The organism is Micromonospora sp. NPDC023966 (assembly GCF_040639095.1).
Lineage (GTDB): Bacteria > Actinomycetota > Actinomycetes > Mycobacteriales > Micromonosporaceae > Micromonospora.
Genome location: NZ_JBEZZJ010000037.1, coordinates 50,093 through 65,840, shown reverse-complemented (window position 1 = coordinate 65,840; position 15,748 = coordinate 50,093). Strand labels below are relative to the sequence as shown.

Below are 15,748 nucleotides of genomic sequence, written 5' to 3'. Positions count from 1 at the left end.
AGCGGCGGGGTGGGACGCCCGGTCCTCGGCATCCCACCACCCTACACCCACTTATGAGGCGAACTTCTGGCGCAGCACACTAGTGCCGTGACCACAAACGTTCGCCGGGTCGGGTGCCGGGGAGTTTGTCGTACTGGTGGTGTTGGGTGTGGTTGTGCCTCGTCGTCGGGATCCTGCCGCGCCCCGGGTGGTGCATCGCACCCGCGCGTGTGGCGTTGCGGGTGACGTCAGGGCAGCGGCGGCGGTGTTTCGGGCTGCTGCGTTCGGCTGGTGACGTGTGGGCGTGTGTGTTGGAGGTCAACGGGTGGCGGCGTCGCCGCCGGGATGTGCCGCTGGTGGGCTATCAGGAGTTGTGTCGGGTGTTGGCGGTGTCGGGGCCGGGCACGTTCGGGGAGTTGGATTCGACGGGTGCCCGGTCGGTGTTGCGCCGATTCTCCGATGGCTGGTTCGCGGCGGTGAAACGGCGCAAAGATGGTGATGTGTCGGCGCGTTTCCCGCGGCGTCGCCGCGGGCTGGTGCCGGTGCGCTGGTATCACGGCACGTTCACCCTCGACGGGCATCGGGTCCGGATCCCCTGCTCTAGAGGCGCCCCGCCGCTGTGGGTGCGGATGGCGCGGGAGTTGCCGTATCCGGTTGAGCAGGTCCGGTCGGTCACGCTGTTGTGTGAGGGTGGCCGGCTGTTCCTGGACGTGACTGCTGAGGTGCCGGTGGTGACGTATCCGGCCGGTGAGGGACCGGAGCCGGCCAGGGTGGCGGGGGTGGACTGGGGATCATTCACCCGTACGCGGTGGCGGGCCCGGACGGTGCGGGGTTGTTGGTGTCGGGGCGGGCGGTCCGCGCCGAGCACCGCATGCACCTGGCGGATACGAAGGCCCGCCGCCGTGCGGTCGCCCGGCGGGCGCCGAAGCCCGGTCAGAAGGGGTCACGGCGGTGGCGCCAGTACCGGCGTCGGGCGCGGCTGGTTGAGGGCCGGCATCGGCGTCGGGTGCGTCAGGCCCAACACGAGGCCGCCCGCCAGGTGGTGTCCTGGGCGGTACGTCAGCGGGTCGGTGTGTTGCACGTGGGTGACCCGCGTGGGGTGCTCGACCTGGACGCGGGGCGGCGGCACAACCTGCGGCTGCGGCAGTGGCAGATCGGCCGGCTCCTGCAGGTCCTCACCGACAAAGCCACCCTCGCCGGCATCACCGTCCACCTCGTCGACGAACGTGGTACCTCGTCGACCTGCCCGGCCTGCCGGCGGCGGGTACCGAAACCCCGCGGCCGGACCCTGACCTGCCCACACTGCACGTTTGCCGGGCACCGCGACCTCGTCGCGGCCGCCACCATCGCCACCCGCACCCCGGGCAGCGGACCCACCACCCCCACACCCGCTCGGGTGCCCGGGGTGGTCACGCACCGTCGAGCCGGCCGACACCTCCCCGGTGCCGGCCAGTCCCGACGTGACCCCCGCCGCCCACACCAGGCGGCGCGAGGATCAGTTGGCCCGCGGAGGCCCGCCCCACCACCGCGTGGGGAGTCGCTCGCCCAAAAGGCGAGGATCCACAACACCCACCGGACACCCGGTGAACGTTAGTGGACACCGCACTAGGGTGGCAGCGGAAGCCAACCGGTGCCCGAGGAGCGGCCTTGGAACTCGTTGCGGAGCGCGTCGGCCGGCTGTGCCGGCAGGCCGTCGGAGGGCAGCTGCGGGAGCATGCCGAGCGGTACGGCGTCGCCGACGTGCTCGACCGGATCGCCGAGGCCGTCGCCCAGGGCCGCCTGGACGACCGGCTGGAGGAGGACCTCGACCGGCTCGACGACGCCTTCGCCCGCCACGGCATCGACGGGCTGACCATCGGCGTACGCGGTTTCGAACCGTGGCTCGGCGGGGGCGGGCATCCCACGGTCGTCGCCTGGGGCTGCCCGAGCCCGCTGCCGTGTCCCCGCGCGGTCCCCGCCGGCGATGGTGACCGGCCGGTGTGCGGGCTGACCGGCGCCCCGTTCGGGCAGCGCCGGATCGTGTTGTGAACGCCGTCCTCGCCGAGCTGGGCAGGCAGCTGGTGACCCGGTGGACGGCGGCGCTGCTGCTGCCGGGGGCGCTGTTCGCCGGCGCGGTGGTCCTGGCCCACGTCCTCGGGCAGCGGCACGCCGTGGATCAGCGGGCCCTGGCGGCCTGGTGGGACGGGCTGACCGCCCGGCCGGCCGGCGGATCCGGAGCGACCGTGCTGATCGGTGCGGTCGCGTTCCTGCTCGGCGCGGCGGCGGCCGGGCTCACCGCGCAGTCGGTGGGGATGCTCGTCTCCTGGACGTGGAGCCTGACCGGATCCGGGCCGGTGCTGCGCCGGCTCGCCGCCCGGCGTCTCCGCCGGTGGGAGCGGGCGGACGCGGCCGTGCTGGCCGCGGAACGCGCGCTCCTCGCGGACACCGGCGACGCCGCGTTGCGCGACCGGGCGCGCCGGGCCCACGCCCGGCGGGCGGCGATCTGTCTCGTGGAGCCGGCGGGGCCCACCTGGGTGGGCGACCGGCTGCACGCCACCGACGTCCGGGTGCATCGCAGCTACGGCATTGACCTGGCGAGCGGGTGGCCGCGCCTGTGGTTGCTGCTCCCGGACGAGACGCGGGGCGAACTGGCGGCCGCGCGGGACCGGTGCGGGGCGGCCGCCCGGGGGGTGGGCTGGGGGCTGCTGTACGCCGTCCTCGGTGCGTTCTGGTGGCCGGCCCTGGCCGTCGGGCTGGTGGCGCTGCTCGCCGCCCGCTACCGCGCCCGCCTGGCCGTCGCGGTCTACGCCGACCTGGCCGAGGCCGCCGTCGACCTGCACGGCCGGGACCTGGCGGTGCAGCTCGGCCTGCCCTGTCCAGGCCGGCTCACCCGCGAGATCGGTGAGCAGGTCACCGCGATCGTCCGCAAGGACGACGTGGTGCCCCGCGCCCGGCGGGCCGGCTCCGCCGACCGCTCACCGCCCCGCCCCTGACCGGTCACGGGCGCCAGGACGGGTTGTGCAGGATGGCGAGGTTCTGCCGGGCGGTGACCGCGAGCGAATCCTCGCGGACACCGGCCGGCAGCGCGTCGAGGACCTCCCAGTAGCCCGCGATCGCCCGCCGCCGGTAGCCGGCCAGCGCCAGGGTGGCGGCCAGGTTGTTGCGCCGACCGGCCGTCTGCCGGCTCTGCCGCCCGTGCCTGCGCTCGCTGTGCCGGATGTTCTGTTCGTGCAGCTCGATGGCTTGCGCGTACTGGCCGGCGTGCTGGTATCCGACCGCCAGGTTGTTCCGGATGACGAGGGTGAGGTCGGCGTCGTCGCCCTGCGCGTGCTCGGCGGCGGCCACCACCTCGCGCAGCACGTCGAGCCCGTCGTCGACCTGCCCGGCGGCCAGGTAGGCCTGACCGAGGGCGTTGCGGACGGTCAGGGCGTCGGTGTCGAACGGCCCGTACGCCGCCGCCGTCCCCGCGGCGAGGGGTTCGAGCAGGGCGAGGGCCTCGGCGAACCGGCCACAGTGGCGATGGTCCTCGGCGACGCTGAGCCGGTATGCGAGCGTGCTCCGATCGGGGATGGACTCTCGGCCGACGCCGGCGGCCCGCCAGAGGTCGAGGGACATCCGCACCACGTCGACCGGACCCCGCGCCGAACGCGGCGGCGGCGCGGGCATGGCGGGCAGCGGCTCGGGCGGCCCCGCCTCGTCCGCCGCCCACGCTGCGAGCCGCTCCCGCAGCTCCGCCGCCGGCGTGTCCGAGACGTGCAACGAACACACCCCGTCGTCCAGGTGCAGGTCGAGGTACGCGCCGCCGTCGGGCAGGCGGCGATCGTGGAGCGCCAGGCTGAGCAGGGTCGGCGCTCGGATGTCCAGCCCCCGCAGGCTGCGCCAGGGGAGGCGCAGGAACCGGCGGATCGGCCGGCGCAGGTCGATGCCGGAGCGGTCGAGGACGGCGGTCAGCCCGGTCGTCCCGCTCGTGCGACGCGGATGCCCACCCAGGAAGGTCACGTGCGGTAACGCGAGCGATGACACCCGGTCATCCTCGCATCCGGAGCGGGTCCCGCGCAGCCCCCGATCGACTGCGCGGGACCCCGCTCCGGACGAGTCGTCAGTGGACGACGCCGGCGGCCTGCGCCGCCTCCTCCTGCGCCCGCCGCTCGTCGCCGCTGAGCGTGTGCAGGGGCTTCTCCTTGATGAACAGGACCACGACCATGGCGAGCAGGGCCAGCGGCGCGCCGACCAGGAACAGCTCGGCGGTGGCGGTGCCGTAGACGTCCTGCACGATGCGCAGCAGCGGCTCGGGCAGCGTGGAGAGGTCCGGCACGGCGGTGGAGGAGCCGCCACCGGCCGCGGCCGGGCCGAGCCGCTCGGTCATCAGGTCGGTGACCCGGTTGGCCAGGATGGCGCCGAGAGCGCTGACCCCGATCGCGCCGCCCATGCTGCGGAAGAAGGTCAGCACGGAGGTGGCCGCGCCGAGTTCGTGGGCGGGCACGTCGTTCTGGGCGGCCAGCACCAGGTTCTGCATCAGCATGCCGACGCCGATGCCGAGCACCGCCATGTAGACCGAGATGACGACGACGCTGGTGCCGGCGCCGATGGTGCCGAGCAGCAGCATCCCGGCCGTCATCACGGCGCCGCCCGCGACCAGGAAGATCTTCCAGCGGCCGTACCGGGTGATGTGCTGGCCGGCGACGGTCGAGGACACCAGCAGCCCGAAGATCATCGGCAGGCTCATGAGGCCGGCCACGGTCGGCGACTTGCCCAGGGAGATCTGGAAGTACTGCGACAGGAAGACGGTGCCGCCGAACATCGCCACGCCGACCAGGACGCTGGCCACGGTGGCCAGCGAGACGGTCCGGTTGCGGAAGATGTCCAGCGGGACGATCGGCTCGGCGGCGCGGGACTCGACGACCACGGCCACGGCCAGCACCGCGACCCCGCCGGCGACCATGAGCGCGGTCCAGCCGGAGGCCCAGGCGAACTTCTGCCCGGCCAGCGACGACCAGACCAGCAGCAGCGAGACGCCCGTCGTGATGAGGGCGGCGCCGAGCCAGTCGATCCGTACCTGCCGGCGGACGACCGGCAGGTGCAGGGTCCGCTGGAGCAGGAAGATCGACAGCAGGGTGAACGGGACGCCGATCAGGAAGCACCAGCGCCAGCCGAGCCAGGAGGTGTCCACCAGGACCCCGCCGATGAGCGGCCCGGCGATGGTGCCGACGCCGAAGACGGCGCCGAAGATGCCCGCGTACCGGCCGAGTTCGCGCGGCGGGATCATGGCGGCCATCACGATGGTGGCCAGGGCGGTCATGCCACCGGCGCCGACGCCCTGCACGATCCGGCTGAGCAGCAGCACCTCGACGTTCGGGGTGAAGCCGGCGATGAGCGAGCCGATCACGAACAGGCCCAGGGACGACTGGATGAGCAGCTTCTTGCTGTAGAGATCGGCCAGCTTGCCCCACAGCGGCACGGTCGCCGTCATGGCCAGCAGTTCGGTGGTGACGATCCAGGTGTAGACGGTCTGGCTGCCGTTCAGGTCGGCGATGATGCGCGGCAGCGCGTTCGCCACGACCGTGGACGCGAGGATCGACACGAACATGCCCACCATGAGGCCGGAGAGGGCCTGGAGGACTTCGCGGCGGGACATGCGGGCCGGGCCGACCTCGGCGGCGTCGGCGGGCGCGGTGGGTGCGGTCATGCTGTTCCTCAACTCGGGGTGCGGGACGGGTCGGGCGCCCTGCCGGGGTCCGGCAGGCCGGCGGCGAGGGTGTCGAACGCCTCGTCGACCAGGTCGGCGAGGGGCCGGGCGCCGGCGGCGGCCGCCCAGCGGAGCATGGCGGTGCGGAACGCGGCACCGGTGACGTTCGTGAGCAGGGCCGGGAACCCGTGGTCCCCGGGTACGCCCACCCGGGCGGCGACGACGTCGATCATCGACCGTTCCGCCTCGGCGCCCGCGGCGATCAGGCGCGGCAGCAGGGCCGGGTTCCGCATGACGACGTCCATGCGGAGCTGCCACAGCTCGCGGTCCTCCTGCATCTCCTCGATCACCTCGGCGAGCGCCGCGCGGATGGCCGCGAGGGCGGGCACCTCCGGTGGCACCTCGGCGAGGCGCGCCACGAACCGGGCGTTGAGCACGGCCTGGTCGCCGACGAGCGCGTCGTCCTTGCTCGGGAAGTAGTTGAAGAAGGTCCGGGAGGAGACGTCCGCGGCCGCGCTGATCTCCTCGACGGTCACCTGGTCGAGACCGTGCTCGGCGACCAGGCGCAGCGCCGCGGTGGCCAGCGCCGTGCGGGTCCGCCGCTTCTTGCGGTCGCGCAGGCCGGTGTCGGCGGGAGGGCTGTCCAGGGTCACCGGGCGACCCTACAGGCGATCTTGCAGAGCGTGCAAAGTTTCGTGTGCTGAAGTGAGCCGACCGACAAGGGCCGGCCGTGGCCGGGCCCCGGCCGGCCCGCTGACCTGACCGGCGCTCAGCCGAGCGGCTCGAAGACGGCCCGGACGCAGCCGTCGCGCCTGTTCCGGAACGTGTCGTAGCCGAGGGGCGCCTGGTCGAGCGGCATCGTGTGGGTGGCGAGGTGTTCGGTGACCAGCTCGCCGCGGGCCATCCGGTCCAGCAGCATGGGGATGTACCGGTGGCCGTGCTGCCGGGCGCCGCGCAGGGTGAGGCCCTTGTCCACCACGGCCCCGAGCGGAAACCTGTCGACCAGGCCGGCGTACGCCCCGAGCAGGAAGACGCTGCCGCCCTTGCGGCAGTGGCGGACGGCCTCGCGGGCGGCCACGGGTGGGTCCGGCCGGAGCCGGTGCCTGAGCCGGTCGTACCAGAACCGCAGGCCGCCGCCGGACGCCGGCATGCCGGCCGCCTCGATGCAGACGTCCGGGCCCCGCCCGCCGCTGCACTCCAGCAGTTCCCCGCCGACGTCCCGGGTGTCGTAGTCGAGGGTCTCGACGCCGAGGTACCGCTCGGCCATCCGGAGCCGGTCGGCCAGGCGGTCGATCACGATGACCCGCTCCGCGCCCAGCAGCACGGCGGCCCGTGCCGCCAGCTGGCCGACGCCGCCGGCGCCCCACACCGCCACCACGTCACCGGGCCGGACGCCACCGAGTTCGGCGCCCATCCAGCCCGTCGGGGCCGCGTCGGAGGCGAACAGGGCGCGCTCGTCGGCGACCCCTTCCGGCACCGTGAAGGCGCCCTGGTCGGCGTACGGGACCCGGACGTACTCGGCGTGGCTGCCGGCGAATCCGCCGAGGGCCGGCGAGTAGCCGTAGCAGCCGCCGGGGGCGGAACCCGGGGTCGGCTCGCCGAGGGCCGGGCCGGTGCCGCCGTTGTCGCAGAGCGAGAACTGCCGCCGCCGGCAGTGCCAGCAGCGGCCGCAGGAGACGACGGAGCAGACCACCACCCGGTCGCCCACCCGGTGCCTGCGCACCCGTGGCCCGATCTCGACCACCTCACCGAGGAACTCGTGCCCCAGCACGTCGCCGGGTGCCGGGAACGGGCGGTGGCCGCCGAGCAGGTGCAGGTCGGAGCCGCAGGTGGCGGTCTTGCGTACCCGAACGATCATGTCCTGCTCGTTGCGGAGCTGTGGGTCCGGGACCTGGGTCACGGCCAGCTCGTTCACGCCCCGCCACACCAGCGCCTTCACTCCTCGTCCCTCCGTGCCGATGCTCGCACGAAAGCCGAGGCAGGGCGGCCCGATCGCACCGGCTCCGGTCGCTGACCGATTTCGCCCGTCCGAGGTATCACTCAGCCCTTTTCGCCGTACATGAGCGATATGTCGGAGTTGCTTACTAGGCTCCACGGTGTCATCCAGTCCTCGACCCGGGGACTCCCGGTGCCGGCCGTGCCCGCGGTCGGCACCGTCGCGAGCACGCCGATCCGGCGTCGCCCCGGGCGGCTGGGCCTCGGTCGCCGGCACCCACAGGGATGCGTGAGTCACGATGATGGACGCGGACACCATGATCCTGCCCCGGCTCGGGCCGGGGGAGATCCGGGTCGAGGACCCGTGGGGCGAGGACGGGGCGCTCGGGGCCCGGGTCCGCACGCACCGTCCACCGGCCGACCTCCGGTGGCGGCACGCCGCCTGGCTGCTGCCCGCCCTGCTGGCGGGAGTGCTCGGCGTCGTGGGCGCCGGCACGCCGGGCCTGCGCCTGGCCGAACTCGCGACCTGGCGGGCCGCCACCTCCCCCTGGTCCGACGGGCTGCCCGGCGGCGACGTCGCGCTCGCGCCGTACCACCTGCTGATGCGCGCCTGGGTGGCGGTGTTCGGCGCCTCCGACCTCGCGCTGCGCGTACCGTCCCTGCTCGCCGTGACGGCGGCCGCGGCGCTCGTCGGCGCGCTGGCCGCCCGGATGTTCGCGCCGGGCACCGGCGTTCTTGCCGGGCTGATCTTCGCGCTGCTGCCGAGCGTCACCCGGTACGCGCAGGAGGCCCAGCCGTACGCGCTGGCCCTGTTCGCCGCGGTGCTCGCCACCTGGCTCCTGCTGCCCGCGCTCGACCGGCCGAGCCTGCGACGCCTCGCCCCGTACGCCGGTGCAGTGGTCCTGCTGGGCCTGTGTCACGCGGTGGCGCTCCTGCTGCTCGTCGGGCACGGCTGGGTCGTGCTCGCCTTCCGGCGCGGGGCGGCCGGCCGGTGGCTGGCCGCCGCGACCCTCGGCGTGTTGCCGGCCGCCGCGCTGCTCTGGTCCGGGGTACGTGCCGGCGGGCAGCTCGCGCCGGCGGCCCGTCCCGACCCGGCGGCCCTCGCCGCGACCCCCGGGGAGTTGTTCGGCGTGGCCGCGCTGGGTGCGGTGCTGCTCGGGCTGGCCCTGTTCAGCCTTCCGCTGCGGCACGCCGCGGCGGTCTGCACCGCGTGGGCCGTGGTGCCGCCGCTCGGCCTGCTGCTCGTCGCGCAGGCGACCCCCGTCTGGTCACCGGCCAGCCTGCTCTTCACGGTGCCGGCCTGGGCGGCGCTGGCCGCGGTCGCCCTGTCCCGGGTGCGCGCCCGCTGGTGGGTGGGGGTCCTGGCGGCCCTGGCCCTGATCGGCGCGCCGACCCAGGCGGCGGTGCGCGCGCCCGACGGGCACGGGCAGGCCACCCGCGAGGTCGCCGGGATCGTCGGCGCGCGGCGGCTGCCCGGCGACGGCGTGGTCTACGGCGACGCCGACGCGCGGACCCTGGTGGCCCGCTACCTTCCCGCCGACCGGCGACCGGCGGACGTGTTCGCCGCGGCGCCGCCACAGGACTGTGCGGGCTGCCTGCGGGGCGTCCGGCGGCTGTGGGTGATCCGCCCCGGCGACCGCAGGGATCCCGTGCCGCCGCTCGGTGGCGCGACGGAGCGGCTGCTCCGGACCGGATACCGGATGGCGCAGGTCTGGCACCCCACCGGGTTCACGCTGGCCCTGCTGGTGGACGAGCGCACCACCCTCTGACCTATTCGCACCTTTTGTGCCTCATTGCCCGCTTAGGATCGACCTCTGCCGGGTTCGTGGCGAGAGCACCATGGGGGAAACGTGGCCGTCGCCGCCGATACACGCCCGTCCCGGGCCCGCACGGACATCCCGGGCGACCGTCCGCCGGTGATCGCCCCGGCCGGCCCGCCCGCCCGGAACGGACCGGACCGCCGGCAGCTGAACGTCCGGGCCCGCCAGGCGTACGCCCGGTGCGGCGCCACCGCTGGTCCGCTGGTCGCGCCGCGGCGCCCGGACGCGGCGGTCGAGTTCCGCCCGGTCGGCTCGACCGCGGCGCGGCTGATGCTGACCCTGCTCGTGCTGCTCAACAGCGCGGCCGGGCTGCTGTTCGTCGGTTGGCTGCTGCTGCCCCAGCACGTGCCCGGGCCGGGCGTGGTCGGCCCTGGCGGCTGGCCGACGCTCGCCGCCCGGCTCGGCTTCTGCGTGGTCGTCGGCGTCGAGCTCATCCGCCTCGCGCAGAACGTCGTCGTGTGGGTGTTCGCGTTCCACGCCCGGGATCCGGTGCCGGTCGACCCACCGGTCGGCCTGCGGGTGGCCCTGCTCACCACGATCGTGCCCAGCAAGGAACCGCTCGACGTGGCGGAGCGGACGCTGCGCCGGCTGCGACAGATCGTCTACTGCGGCCAGGTGGACGTCTGGATCCTCGACGAGGGCGACGACCCGGCGGTGAAGGAGATGGCCGCACGGCTCGGCGTGCACCACTTCAGCCGCAAGGGCCGCCCGGAGTACAACCAGCCCGGCGGGGAGTTCCGGGCCCGGACCAAGTCCGGCAACCACAACGCCTGGCGGGCCGAGCACGAGGACCGGTACGACGTGGTGGCCAACGTCGACCCGGACCACGTGCCGCTGCCCAACTTCCTCGAACGCACCCTCGGCTACTTCCGCGACCCGGACGTCGCCTTCGTGGTTACCCCCCAGGTGTACGGCAACATGCACCAGAACTTCGTCGCGCACGGCGCCTCGGTGCAGCAGTACCTCTACAACGGTCTCATCGCCCGCGGCGGCAACGGGCTGGACGCGCCGCTGCTCACCGGCACCGGCCACCTCTACCGACCGTCGGCCTGGCGGACCATCGGCGGCTACCAGGACTCGATCATCGAGGACCACCTGACCAGCATCCGGATCCACGCCGCCGTCAACCCGGCCACCGCCAACCGGTGGAAGGGCGTCTACACCCCCGACGTGGTGGCCATCGGCGAGGGCCCGACCTCCTGGGCGGACTACTTCAACCAGCAGAAGCGCTGGGCGGCCGGCATCTGCCAGATCCTCGTCCGCCCCGAGCTGCGCGCCCCCCGTGAGCTGCCGTCGCGGCGGCGCTGGCAGTACCGGCTGCTCCAGTTCTACTACCCGAGCGTGGCGGTCAGCCTGCTGCTGGGCAACGTCGCCACCGCCATGTACCTGCTCACCGGGGTGAGCACGGCGCGGCTCGACGTCACCGTGTGGTCGGTGCTCTGGGGCTCGACCCTGGGCACCTGGTTCCTGCTCTGGCTCTGGCTCCGCCGGTTCAACATCGCCCCGCACGAGCGCGAGGAGATCGGCCTGGTCGGCATGGCGCTGGCGCTCTTCGCCGGGCCGATCTACGTGGCCGCCGCGGTCGGCGCGCTGCTGCGCCGCAAGCTCGGGTTCGTGGTGACCGCCAAGGGCACGCTGCGCACCGTTGAGTCGCTCGGCACGTTCCGGCTGCACCTCTGCTGGGCGGCCGCCGCCGCGGGCCTGCTCGGCGCGAGCTTCGCGCTGCACAACGACTACCCGCTGCTGCGGGTGTGGCCGGTACTGACCGTACTGACCGGACTCGGCCCACCGCTCATCGCGCTCGCGGAGAACCTGCGGACCCGGCGGGAGCGGCCCGAGAACCGGGCCGAGCCGGTCGTTCCGGCCGGAAGTGAGGAACGACCCGCGCCGGTGGCACGGGCCGGGATCGACGGAGGTGTGTCGTGGTGAGACTGACCGTGCCCCGAGTGGCGCTGCTGCTGGTCGGCGTGGTGCTGCTGGCGTACGCCTTCGCCGTGGCGCCGGCCGCGCAGCACGGCGGGCCGACGGCGGCCCCGCCCGACCGGGTCGCCCGGGCCGCGCCGGACGCGGTGGTGACGGCCGACGCCGCGGCGGTGACCACGATCGGACCGGCCGCCGGCCTCTTCCCGCCGGCCGGCAAGGCCTTCTTCGGCGTGATGACCGACAAGGGGCCGTACGACTTCACCGCCGTCGACCGCTTCGCGGCGGCGGCGAAGCGCCAGCCGCAGGTGATGCTCTTCGGCGCCGGCTGGGCGTCCGCGACCTTCGACCGGATGCTCTTCGACCGGATCAAGGCCCGCGGCATGCTGCCCATGCTGGGCTGGGAACCCTGGGACTACCGCGTGGACGAGGCGGCCCGGAAGCAGAAGAAGCTGACCGTCCGCCAGATCGACCGGGTGCGCTCCACCCAGCCGTACTACCGGCTGTCGCGGATCGTGAACGGCGACTTCGACAGCTACCTGCGCTCCTGGGCCGAGGGCGTGAAGTCACTCGGCTACCCGGTCGCCATCCGGTTCGCCCACGAAATGAACGGCGACTGGTACCCGTGGTGCGAGAAGGCCAACGGCAACCGCCCCGGCGAGTACGTCCAGGCGTGGCGGCACGTGCACGATCTCTTCGAGCGGGCCGGCGCCACCAACGTCATCTGGGTGTGGAGCCCGAACGCCCGGTGGAGCAAGACCACCGGAAACCTCGCGGACCTCTACCCGGGCGACGACTACGTCGACTGGGTGGGCACCACCGGTTACTACGGCACCGGAACGTGGTCGGACTACACGTCCTTCGACGCCATCTTCGGCCCCACCATCGCGGAGATCCGCACCTTCAGCCGGAGGCCGATGGTCGTCACCGAGACCGGCGCCACCGACGCCGGCGGTCGCAAGGCCCAGTGGATCCGGGACACCTTCCGGGCGCTGCCGAAGCACCGGGACGTCATCGGACTCATCTGGTTCGAGGTGGACAAGGAGCTGGACTGGCGGATCGCCGCCTCGCCGGCCGCCTCCAAGGCCTTCGCCGATTCCGTCGCCGCCCCGCGCTACGACGTCCACTGGTCACCGGAGCTGCTCCCGCGCACCGAGCGGGACGAGTAGGCCGGTAGGTCATCCGTCGCCTCCCGGCTCGGGTCCGCAGCCGGGCAGCAGCCGCGCCGCGATCCGCCGCAGCGGGCGGCCACCCCCGCCGGGCTTCTTCATCCGCCGCCCCGTGGTACGCCCCGGCGGGCCGGCCGCACCGCCCGGCGCCTCGGCTGCCGGCTGGAGCGACCGGGCCAGCGCTGCCGACAGGCCCGGCGCCTGCTGCGCGGCCTCGCCCACCCGGTTGACCGTGGTGTCGACGGTCCGGACCACCGCCTCGATGATCTGAGGGTTGCGGTCGATGGTGCTCAGGGCGCGGTCGATGATCCCGTTCAGCTCGTCGAGCCGGACCTCCAGCATGGCCTCCGTCGTCACGCCCCGGATGTCGACCCGGACCGTGCCCAGCCGGGCCTGCACCCCGACGTCCAACTGGAGCAGGCGGCCCAGCCGTGCGCGCAGGGACACGTGGGCGTCCAGGTCGTCGACCTCGACGCAGATGTCGTCCACCCGGAGGTGGGGGATCTGGAGGACCACGTCCGGGTCGGACATCGTCTTGCCGCTGTGGTGCACGCCGGCGGGCGGCCGCCGGCCGCCCTCCGCCTCGCGCCGCGGATCGGCGGCACCCGCCCGCGGCTCGTCCGGATCCTGCCTCCCGTTGCCCACCTGACCTCCGTCGCCCGCGCCGGCCCGTCGGCCACCGGCCGGCGTGCCATTCCCGGAAAAGGCCACGGCACACCTGCCGGTCGCCGGGGGAGTGCCGCCCGGCGCCCGGAAGCGAGCCCGGTGGACGGCGGGGCTCACACCAGCCCGCGCACCGCCTTCAGCGCCGCCTCGACGTCCGCCTCGCTGTTCGCGATGGTCGCGCCGAAGCGCAGGTGGGACGGGCTGTAGGGGGTGCTGCTGGCGATCACGCCGGCGGCGTACAGCCGGCCCACCGCCTCACCCACCGGCACGTCGGGCACGTGGCAGCAGACCACCCCGGCGGAGAGTTCGGCCGAGCGCGGGGTGATCAGCCGGATCCCGCGGATGCCGGCCAGGCCCTCCTTGAGCCGGTCGGCGAGTTCCCGGTTCCGCGCCGCGACCCGGGCCGGACCGATCCGGTGGTGGAAGTCGAAGGCGTCGGCGAGCGCCCACCGGTGCTCGAAGCTGTGGTAGCCGCCCGGCGTGTGCGCCGGCCCCGGCGGCGTCGGCTGCCCGCCCGTGCCGGCGGACAGCCAGCGGCCGATGCTGCGCCCGTCGAAGGTGGGGATGACCGGGGTCAGCCGGCTCCACGCCCGGGTGCTGCCCCAGACCAGCCCGGTGCCCCGCGGCCCGAGCAGCCACTTGTGGCAGCCGGAGACCAGCAGGTCGCAGCCCAGCTGCTCCGGGGTCGCGGCGTCGGCGGCGAAGCCGTGCACACCGTCGAGGCAGACCAGCGCCTCGGGGCTGCGCGCGCGGACCGCCTCGGCGAGCTGCCGGACCGGCAGCTTCACGCCGGTGCTGGAGTGCACCCAGGTCAGCGCCACCACCCGGGTGCGGGCGGAGACCGCCGCCGCGAGGCTGCCGACCATCTCGTCGACGGTGGTCACCGCCGGATCCTGATAGAGGCGTACCCGGCGGACGGGCACCCCGTCCCGCTCGGCCCGCAGCCGCAACGACTCGTGGGTGGCGTAGAAGTCGTGCTCGGTGGTGAGCACCTCGTCGCCCGGCCCCAGCCGCACCGCGGTGTAGACCAGTCCGAGGCCCATGGTGGTCGAGTCGGTGAGCGCGATCTGGTCGGGTCGGGTGTCGAGGTGGCGGGCCGCCGCCCCGAGCACCGCGCCGTCGAGGCGCTCCTCGTTGGCGCCCAGGTAGCCCACCGCGTCCCGGTCGAGCCCGTCGCGGTGCGCGGCGACGGCGGCGCGCACCGGGGCCGGGTGGGACGCGAAGACGAAGGTGGCCAGGTGCGCCCGGTCGCGGTCGAGCGCGAACTGGGCCCGTACGCTCTCCCAGCTCGCCGGGTCCAGGGCGGGAGCGGCGCTCGCCGCCGGCCCGGCTGCCTCCCGTCGCTCCGGCTCACAGCCGGTGGCCAGGCCGGTCACGCCGGCCGCCGCGGTCACGCCGAGCAGGTTCCGTCGGGTGAGCTGCATCAGTCCATCGTCCACTGTCCACGTCACGGTCAGGTCACCGCGCCGTGAGCGGCCGGCGCGACGACTGGTGATTTCGCCGATGCGGGCGCCGGGCGGGGACTCCAATACTGATGCATGTCAATGGATCTCCGACCCGACAAGGAGCAGACGACGTGCGATCAGCCACCACCACCCGTCCCCGTACCCCCGTCCGTGCCCTGGCCCGGATCGCCGTGGCGGCCGTCCTGGCCGTCGGCGGCGCCCTGGCCGTCCCCGCCGGCGTCCAGGCCGCCGACAACCCCTACGAGCGCGGCCCCGCGCCGACCGACGCCCTCCTGGAGGCCAGCCGCGGCCCCTTCGCCACCACGTCCTACAGCGTCTCCGCGCTGAGCGTCACCGGCTTCGGCGGCGGAGTCGTCTACTACCCGACCAGCACCAGCGAGGGCACCTTCGGCGCCATCGCGATCTCGCCCGGCTACACGGCCACCTGGTCGAGCCTCAGCTGGCTCGGGCCGCGGATCGCCTCGCACGGCTTCGTGGTCATCGGCATCGAGACCAACACCCTCCTCGACCAGCCGGACAGCCGTGGTCGCCAGCTCCTGGCCGCGCTGGACTACCTGGTCCAGCGCAGCTCCGTCCGGGGCCGGATCGACGCGAGCCGGCTGGCCGTGGCCGGGCACTCGATGGGCGGTGGCGGCACCCTGGAAGCCGCCGCCGCCCGGCCGTCGCTGCAGGCCGCCGTCCCGCTCGCCCCGTGGAACCTCGACAAGACCTGGTCGGAAGTCACGGTGCCGACGCTCATCGTCGGTGGGGAGAGCGACACCATCGCCCCGGTCGCCAGCCACTCGGTGCCCTTCTACACCAGCATCCCGGCCTCGTCGGAGAAGGCGTACCTGGAGTTGAACGGGGCGAGCCACTTCTTCCCGCAGTCGGTGAACACGCCGACGGCAAAGCAGATGGTGGCCTGGCTGAAGCGCTTCGTGGACAACGACACCCGCTACGAGCAGTTCCTGTGCCCGGGCCCGAACGGACTGGCCATCGAGGAGTACCGCAACACCTGCCCCAGCTCCTGAGCCTCGCCCCCGGGGCGGCCGCCGCGGCGGCCGCCCCCCCCGGGGGGGGGGGGGCGGGCGGCGCGGGCGGGACGCCCCCCGGGCCCCCGCTTTTAGAAGAGGTTTACCCAAGGTGGAA

At 74.2% G+C, this 15,748-nt stretch carries 14 protein-coding genes; 7 read left to right on the top strand and 7 right to left on the bottom strand.

Going from position 1 to position 15,748, the window contains the following annotated elements:
- Positions 1-922 precede the first annotated feature (922 nt).
- On the bottom strand, positions 923-1,192 hold the full coding sequence (locus tag AB0F68_RS30015; RefSeq protein ID WP_357344300.1) for a hypothetical protein: 270 nt from the start codon (positions 1,190-1,192) through the stop codon (positions 923-925).
- On the opposite strand from AB0F68_RS30015, the gene AB0F68_RS30010 reads away from it, so the two are divergent.
- Genes AB0F68_RS30010 through AB0F68_RS30000 form a run of 3 tightly spaced genes read left to right on the top strand, consistent with a single transcriptional unit; the run spans position 1,079 to position 2,951 of the window.
- Positions 1,079-1,573 (top strand): transposase, encoded by a 495-nt coding sequence (locus AB0F68_RS30010; RefSeq protein WP_357344298.1) that lies wholly within the window; start codon positions 1,079-1,081, stop codon positions 1,571-1,573. The two genes, AB0F68_RS30015 and AB0F68_RS30010, sit on opposite strands and share 114 nt — an antisense overlap.
- Before the next feature lie 53 nt (positions 1,574-1,626).
- Positions 1,627-2,007 carry a hypothetical protein gene (locus AB0F68_RS30005; protein WP_357344293.1) on the top strand — a complete coding sequence of 127 codons (381 nt, stop codon included), beginning with the start codon at positions 1,627-1,629 and terminating at the stop codon, positions 2,005-2,007.
- Complete coding sequence (locus AB0F68_RS30000) at positions 2,004-2,951, top strand: hypothetical protein (RefSeq protein WP_357344292.1); 948 nt, start codon at positions 2,004-2,006, stop codon at positions 2,949-2,951. Before AB0F68_RS30005 ends, AB0F68_RS30000 begins: the two co-directional genes overlap by 4 nt.
- Positions 2,952-2,955: 4 nt before the next feature.
- Here the strand turns inward: AB0F68_RS30000 and AB0F68_RS29995 are convergent, their stop codons facing one another.
- The 4 genes from AB0F68_RS29995 to AB0F68_RS29980 form a co-directional block, all read right to left on the bottom strand.
- Positions 2,956-3,957: a tetratricopeptide repeat protein gene (locus AB0F68_RS29995; protein ID WP_357344291.1), complete on the bottom strand. Its 1,002-nt coding sequence runs from the start codon at positions 3,955-3,957 to the stop codon at positions 2,956-2,958.
- A 100-nt stretch (positions 3,958-4,057) separates the two neighbouring features.
- Positions 4,058-5,644: an MDR family MFS transporter gene (locus AB0F68_RS29990; RefSeq protein WP_357344290.1), complete on the bottom strand. Its 1,587-nt coding sequence runs from the start codon at positions 5,642-5,644 to the stop codon at positions 4,058-4,060.
- A gap of 8 nt (positions 5,645-5,652) precedes the next feature.
- A complete protein-coding gene (locus AB0F68_RS29985) occupies positions 5,653-6,297 on the bottom strand; it encodes a TetR family transcriptional regulator (protein WP_357344289.1) in 645 nt (214 codons plus the stop codon).
- Between the two features lie 116 nt (positions 6,298-6,413).
- Complete coding sequence (locus AB0F68_RS29980; protein WP_357344288.1) at positions 6,414-7,583, bottom strand: alcohol dehydrogenase catalytic domain-containing protein; 1,170 nt, start codon at positions 7,581-7,583, stop codon at positions 6,414-6,416.
- A 295-nt stretch (positions 7,584-7,878) separates the two neighbouring features.
- On the opposite strand from AB0F68_RS29980, the gene AB0F68_RS29975 reads away from it, so the two are divergent.
- The 3 genes from AB0F68_RS29975 to AB0F68_RS29965 all read left to right on the top strand — a co-directional run bounded on the left by AB0F68_RS29975 (position 7,879) and on the right by AB0F68_RS29965 (position 12,488).
- Positions 7,879-9,348, top strand: a complete 1,470-nt coding sequence (locus AB0F68_RS29975) for a glycosyltransferase family 39 protein (RefSeq protein WP_357344287.1) — start codon at positions 7,879-7,881, stop codon at positions 9,346-9,348.
- 147 nt (positions 9,349-9,495) lie between these two features.
- A complete protein-coding gene (locus tag AB0F68_RS29970) occupies positions 9,496-11,328 on the top strand; it encodes a glycosyltransferase family 2 protein (protein WP_357344286.1) in 1,833 nt (610 codons plus the stop codon).
- Positions 11,325-12,488, top strand: a complete 1,164-nt coding sequence (locus AB0F68_RS29965; protein ID WP_357344285.1) for a glycosyl hydrolase — start codon at positions 11,325-11,327, stop codon at positions 12,486-12,488. The genes AB0F68_RS29970 and AB0F68_RS29965 overlap by 4 nt, the downstream gene beginning before the upstream one ends.
- Before the next feature lie 9 nt (positions 12,489-12,497).
- Here AB0F68_RS29965 and AB0F68_RS29960 read toward each other — a convergent pair whose 3' ends face one another.
- On the bottom strand, positions 12,498-13,133 hold the full coding sequence (locus AB0F68_RS29960; RefSeq protein WP_357344284.1) for a hypothetical protein: 636 nt from the start codon (positions 13,131-13,133) through the stop codon (positions 12,498-12,500).
- A 134-nt stretch (positions 13,134-13,267) separates the two neighbouring features.
- On the bottom strand, positions 13,268-14,578 hold the full coding sequence (locus AB0F68_RS29955; protein ID WP_357344283.1) for an aminotransferase class V-fold PLP-dependent enzyme: 1,311 nt from the start codon (positions 14,576-14,578) through the stop codon (positions 13,268-13,270).
- 152 nt (positions 14,579-14,730) lie between these two features.
- Between AB0F68_RS29955 and AB0F68_RS29950 the strand changes: the two genes are divergently transcribed.
- Positions 14,731-15,630 (top strand): alpha/beta hydrolase, encoded by a 900-nt coding sequence (locus AB0F68_RS29950; RefSeq protein WP_357344282.1) that lies wholly within the window; start codon positions 14,731-14,733, stop codon positions 15,628-15,630.
- Positions 15,631-15,748: the final 118 nt, after the last annotated feature.

Bases quoted from the DNA above. Each gene is read 5' to 3' on its own strand.
- AB0F68_RS29955 (WP_357344283.1), bottom strand. From the start codon at position 14,578: ATGCAGCTCACCCGACGGAACCTGCTCGGCGTGACCGCGGCGGCCGGC.
- AB0F68_RS29975 (WP_357344287.1), top strand. From the start codon at position 7,879: ATGATGGACGCGGACACCATGATCCTGCCCCGGCTCGGGCCGGGGGAG.
- AB0F68_RS29990 (WP_357344290.1), bottom strand. From the start codon at position 5,644: ATGACCGCACCCACCGCGCCCGCCGACGCCGCCGAGGTCGGCCCGGCC.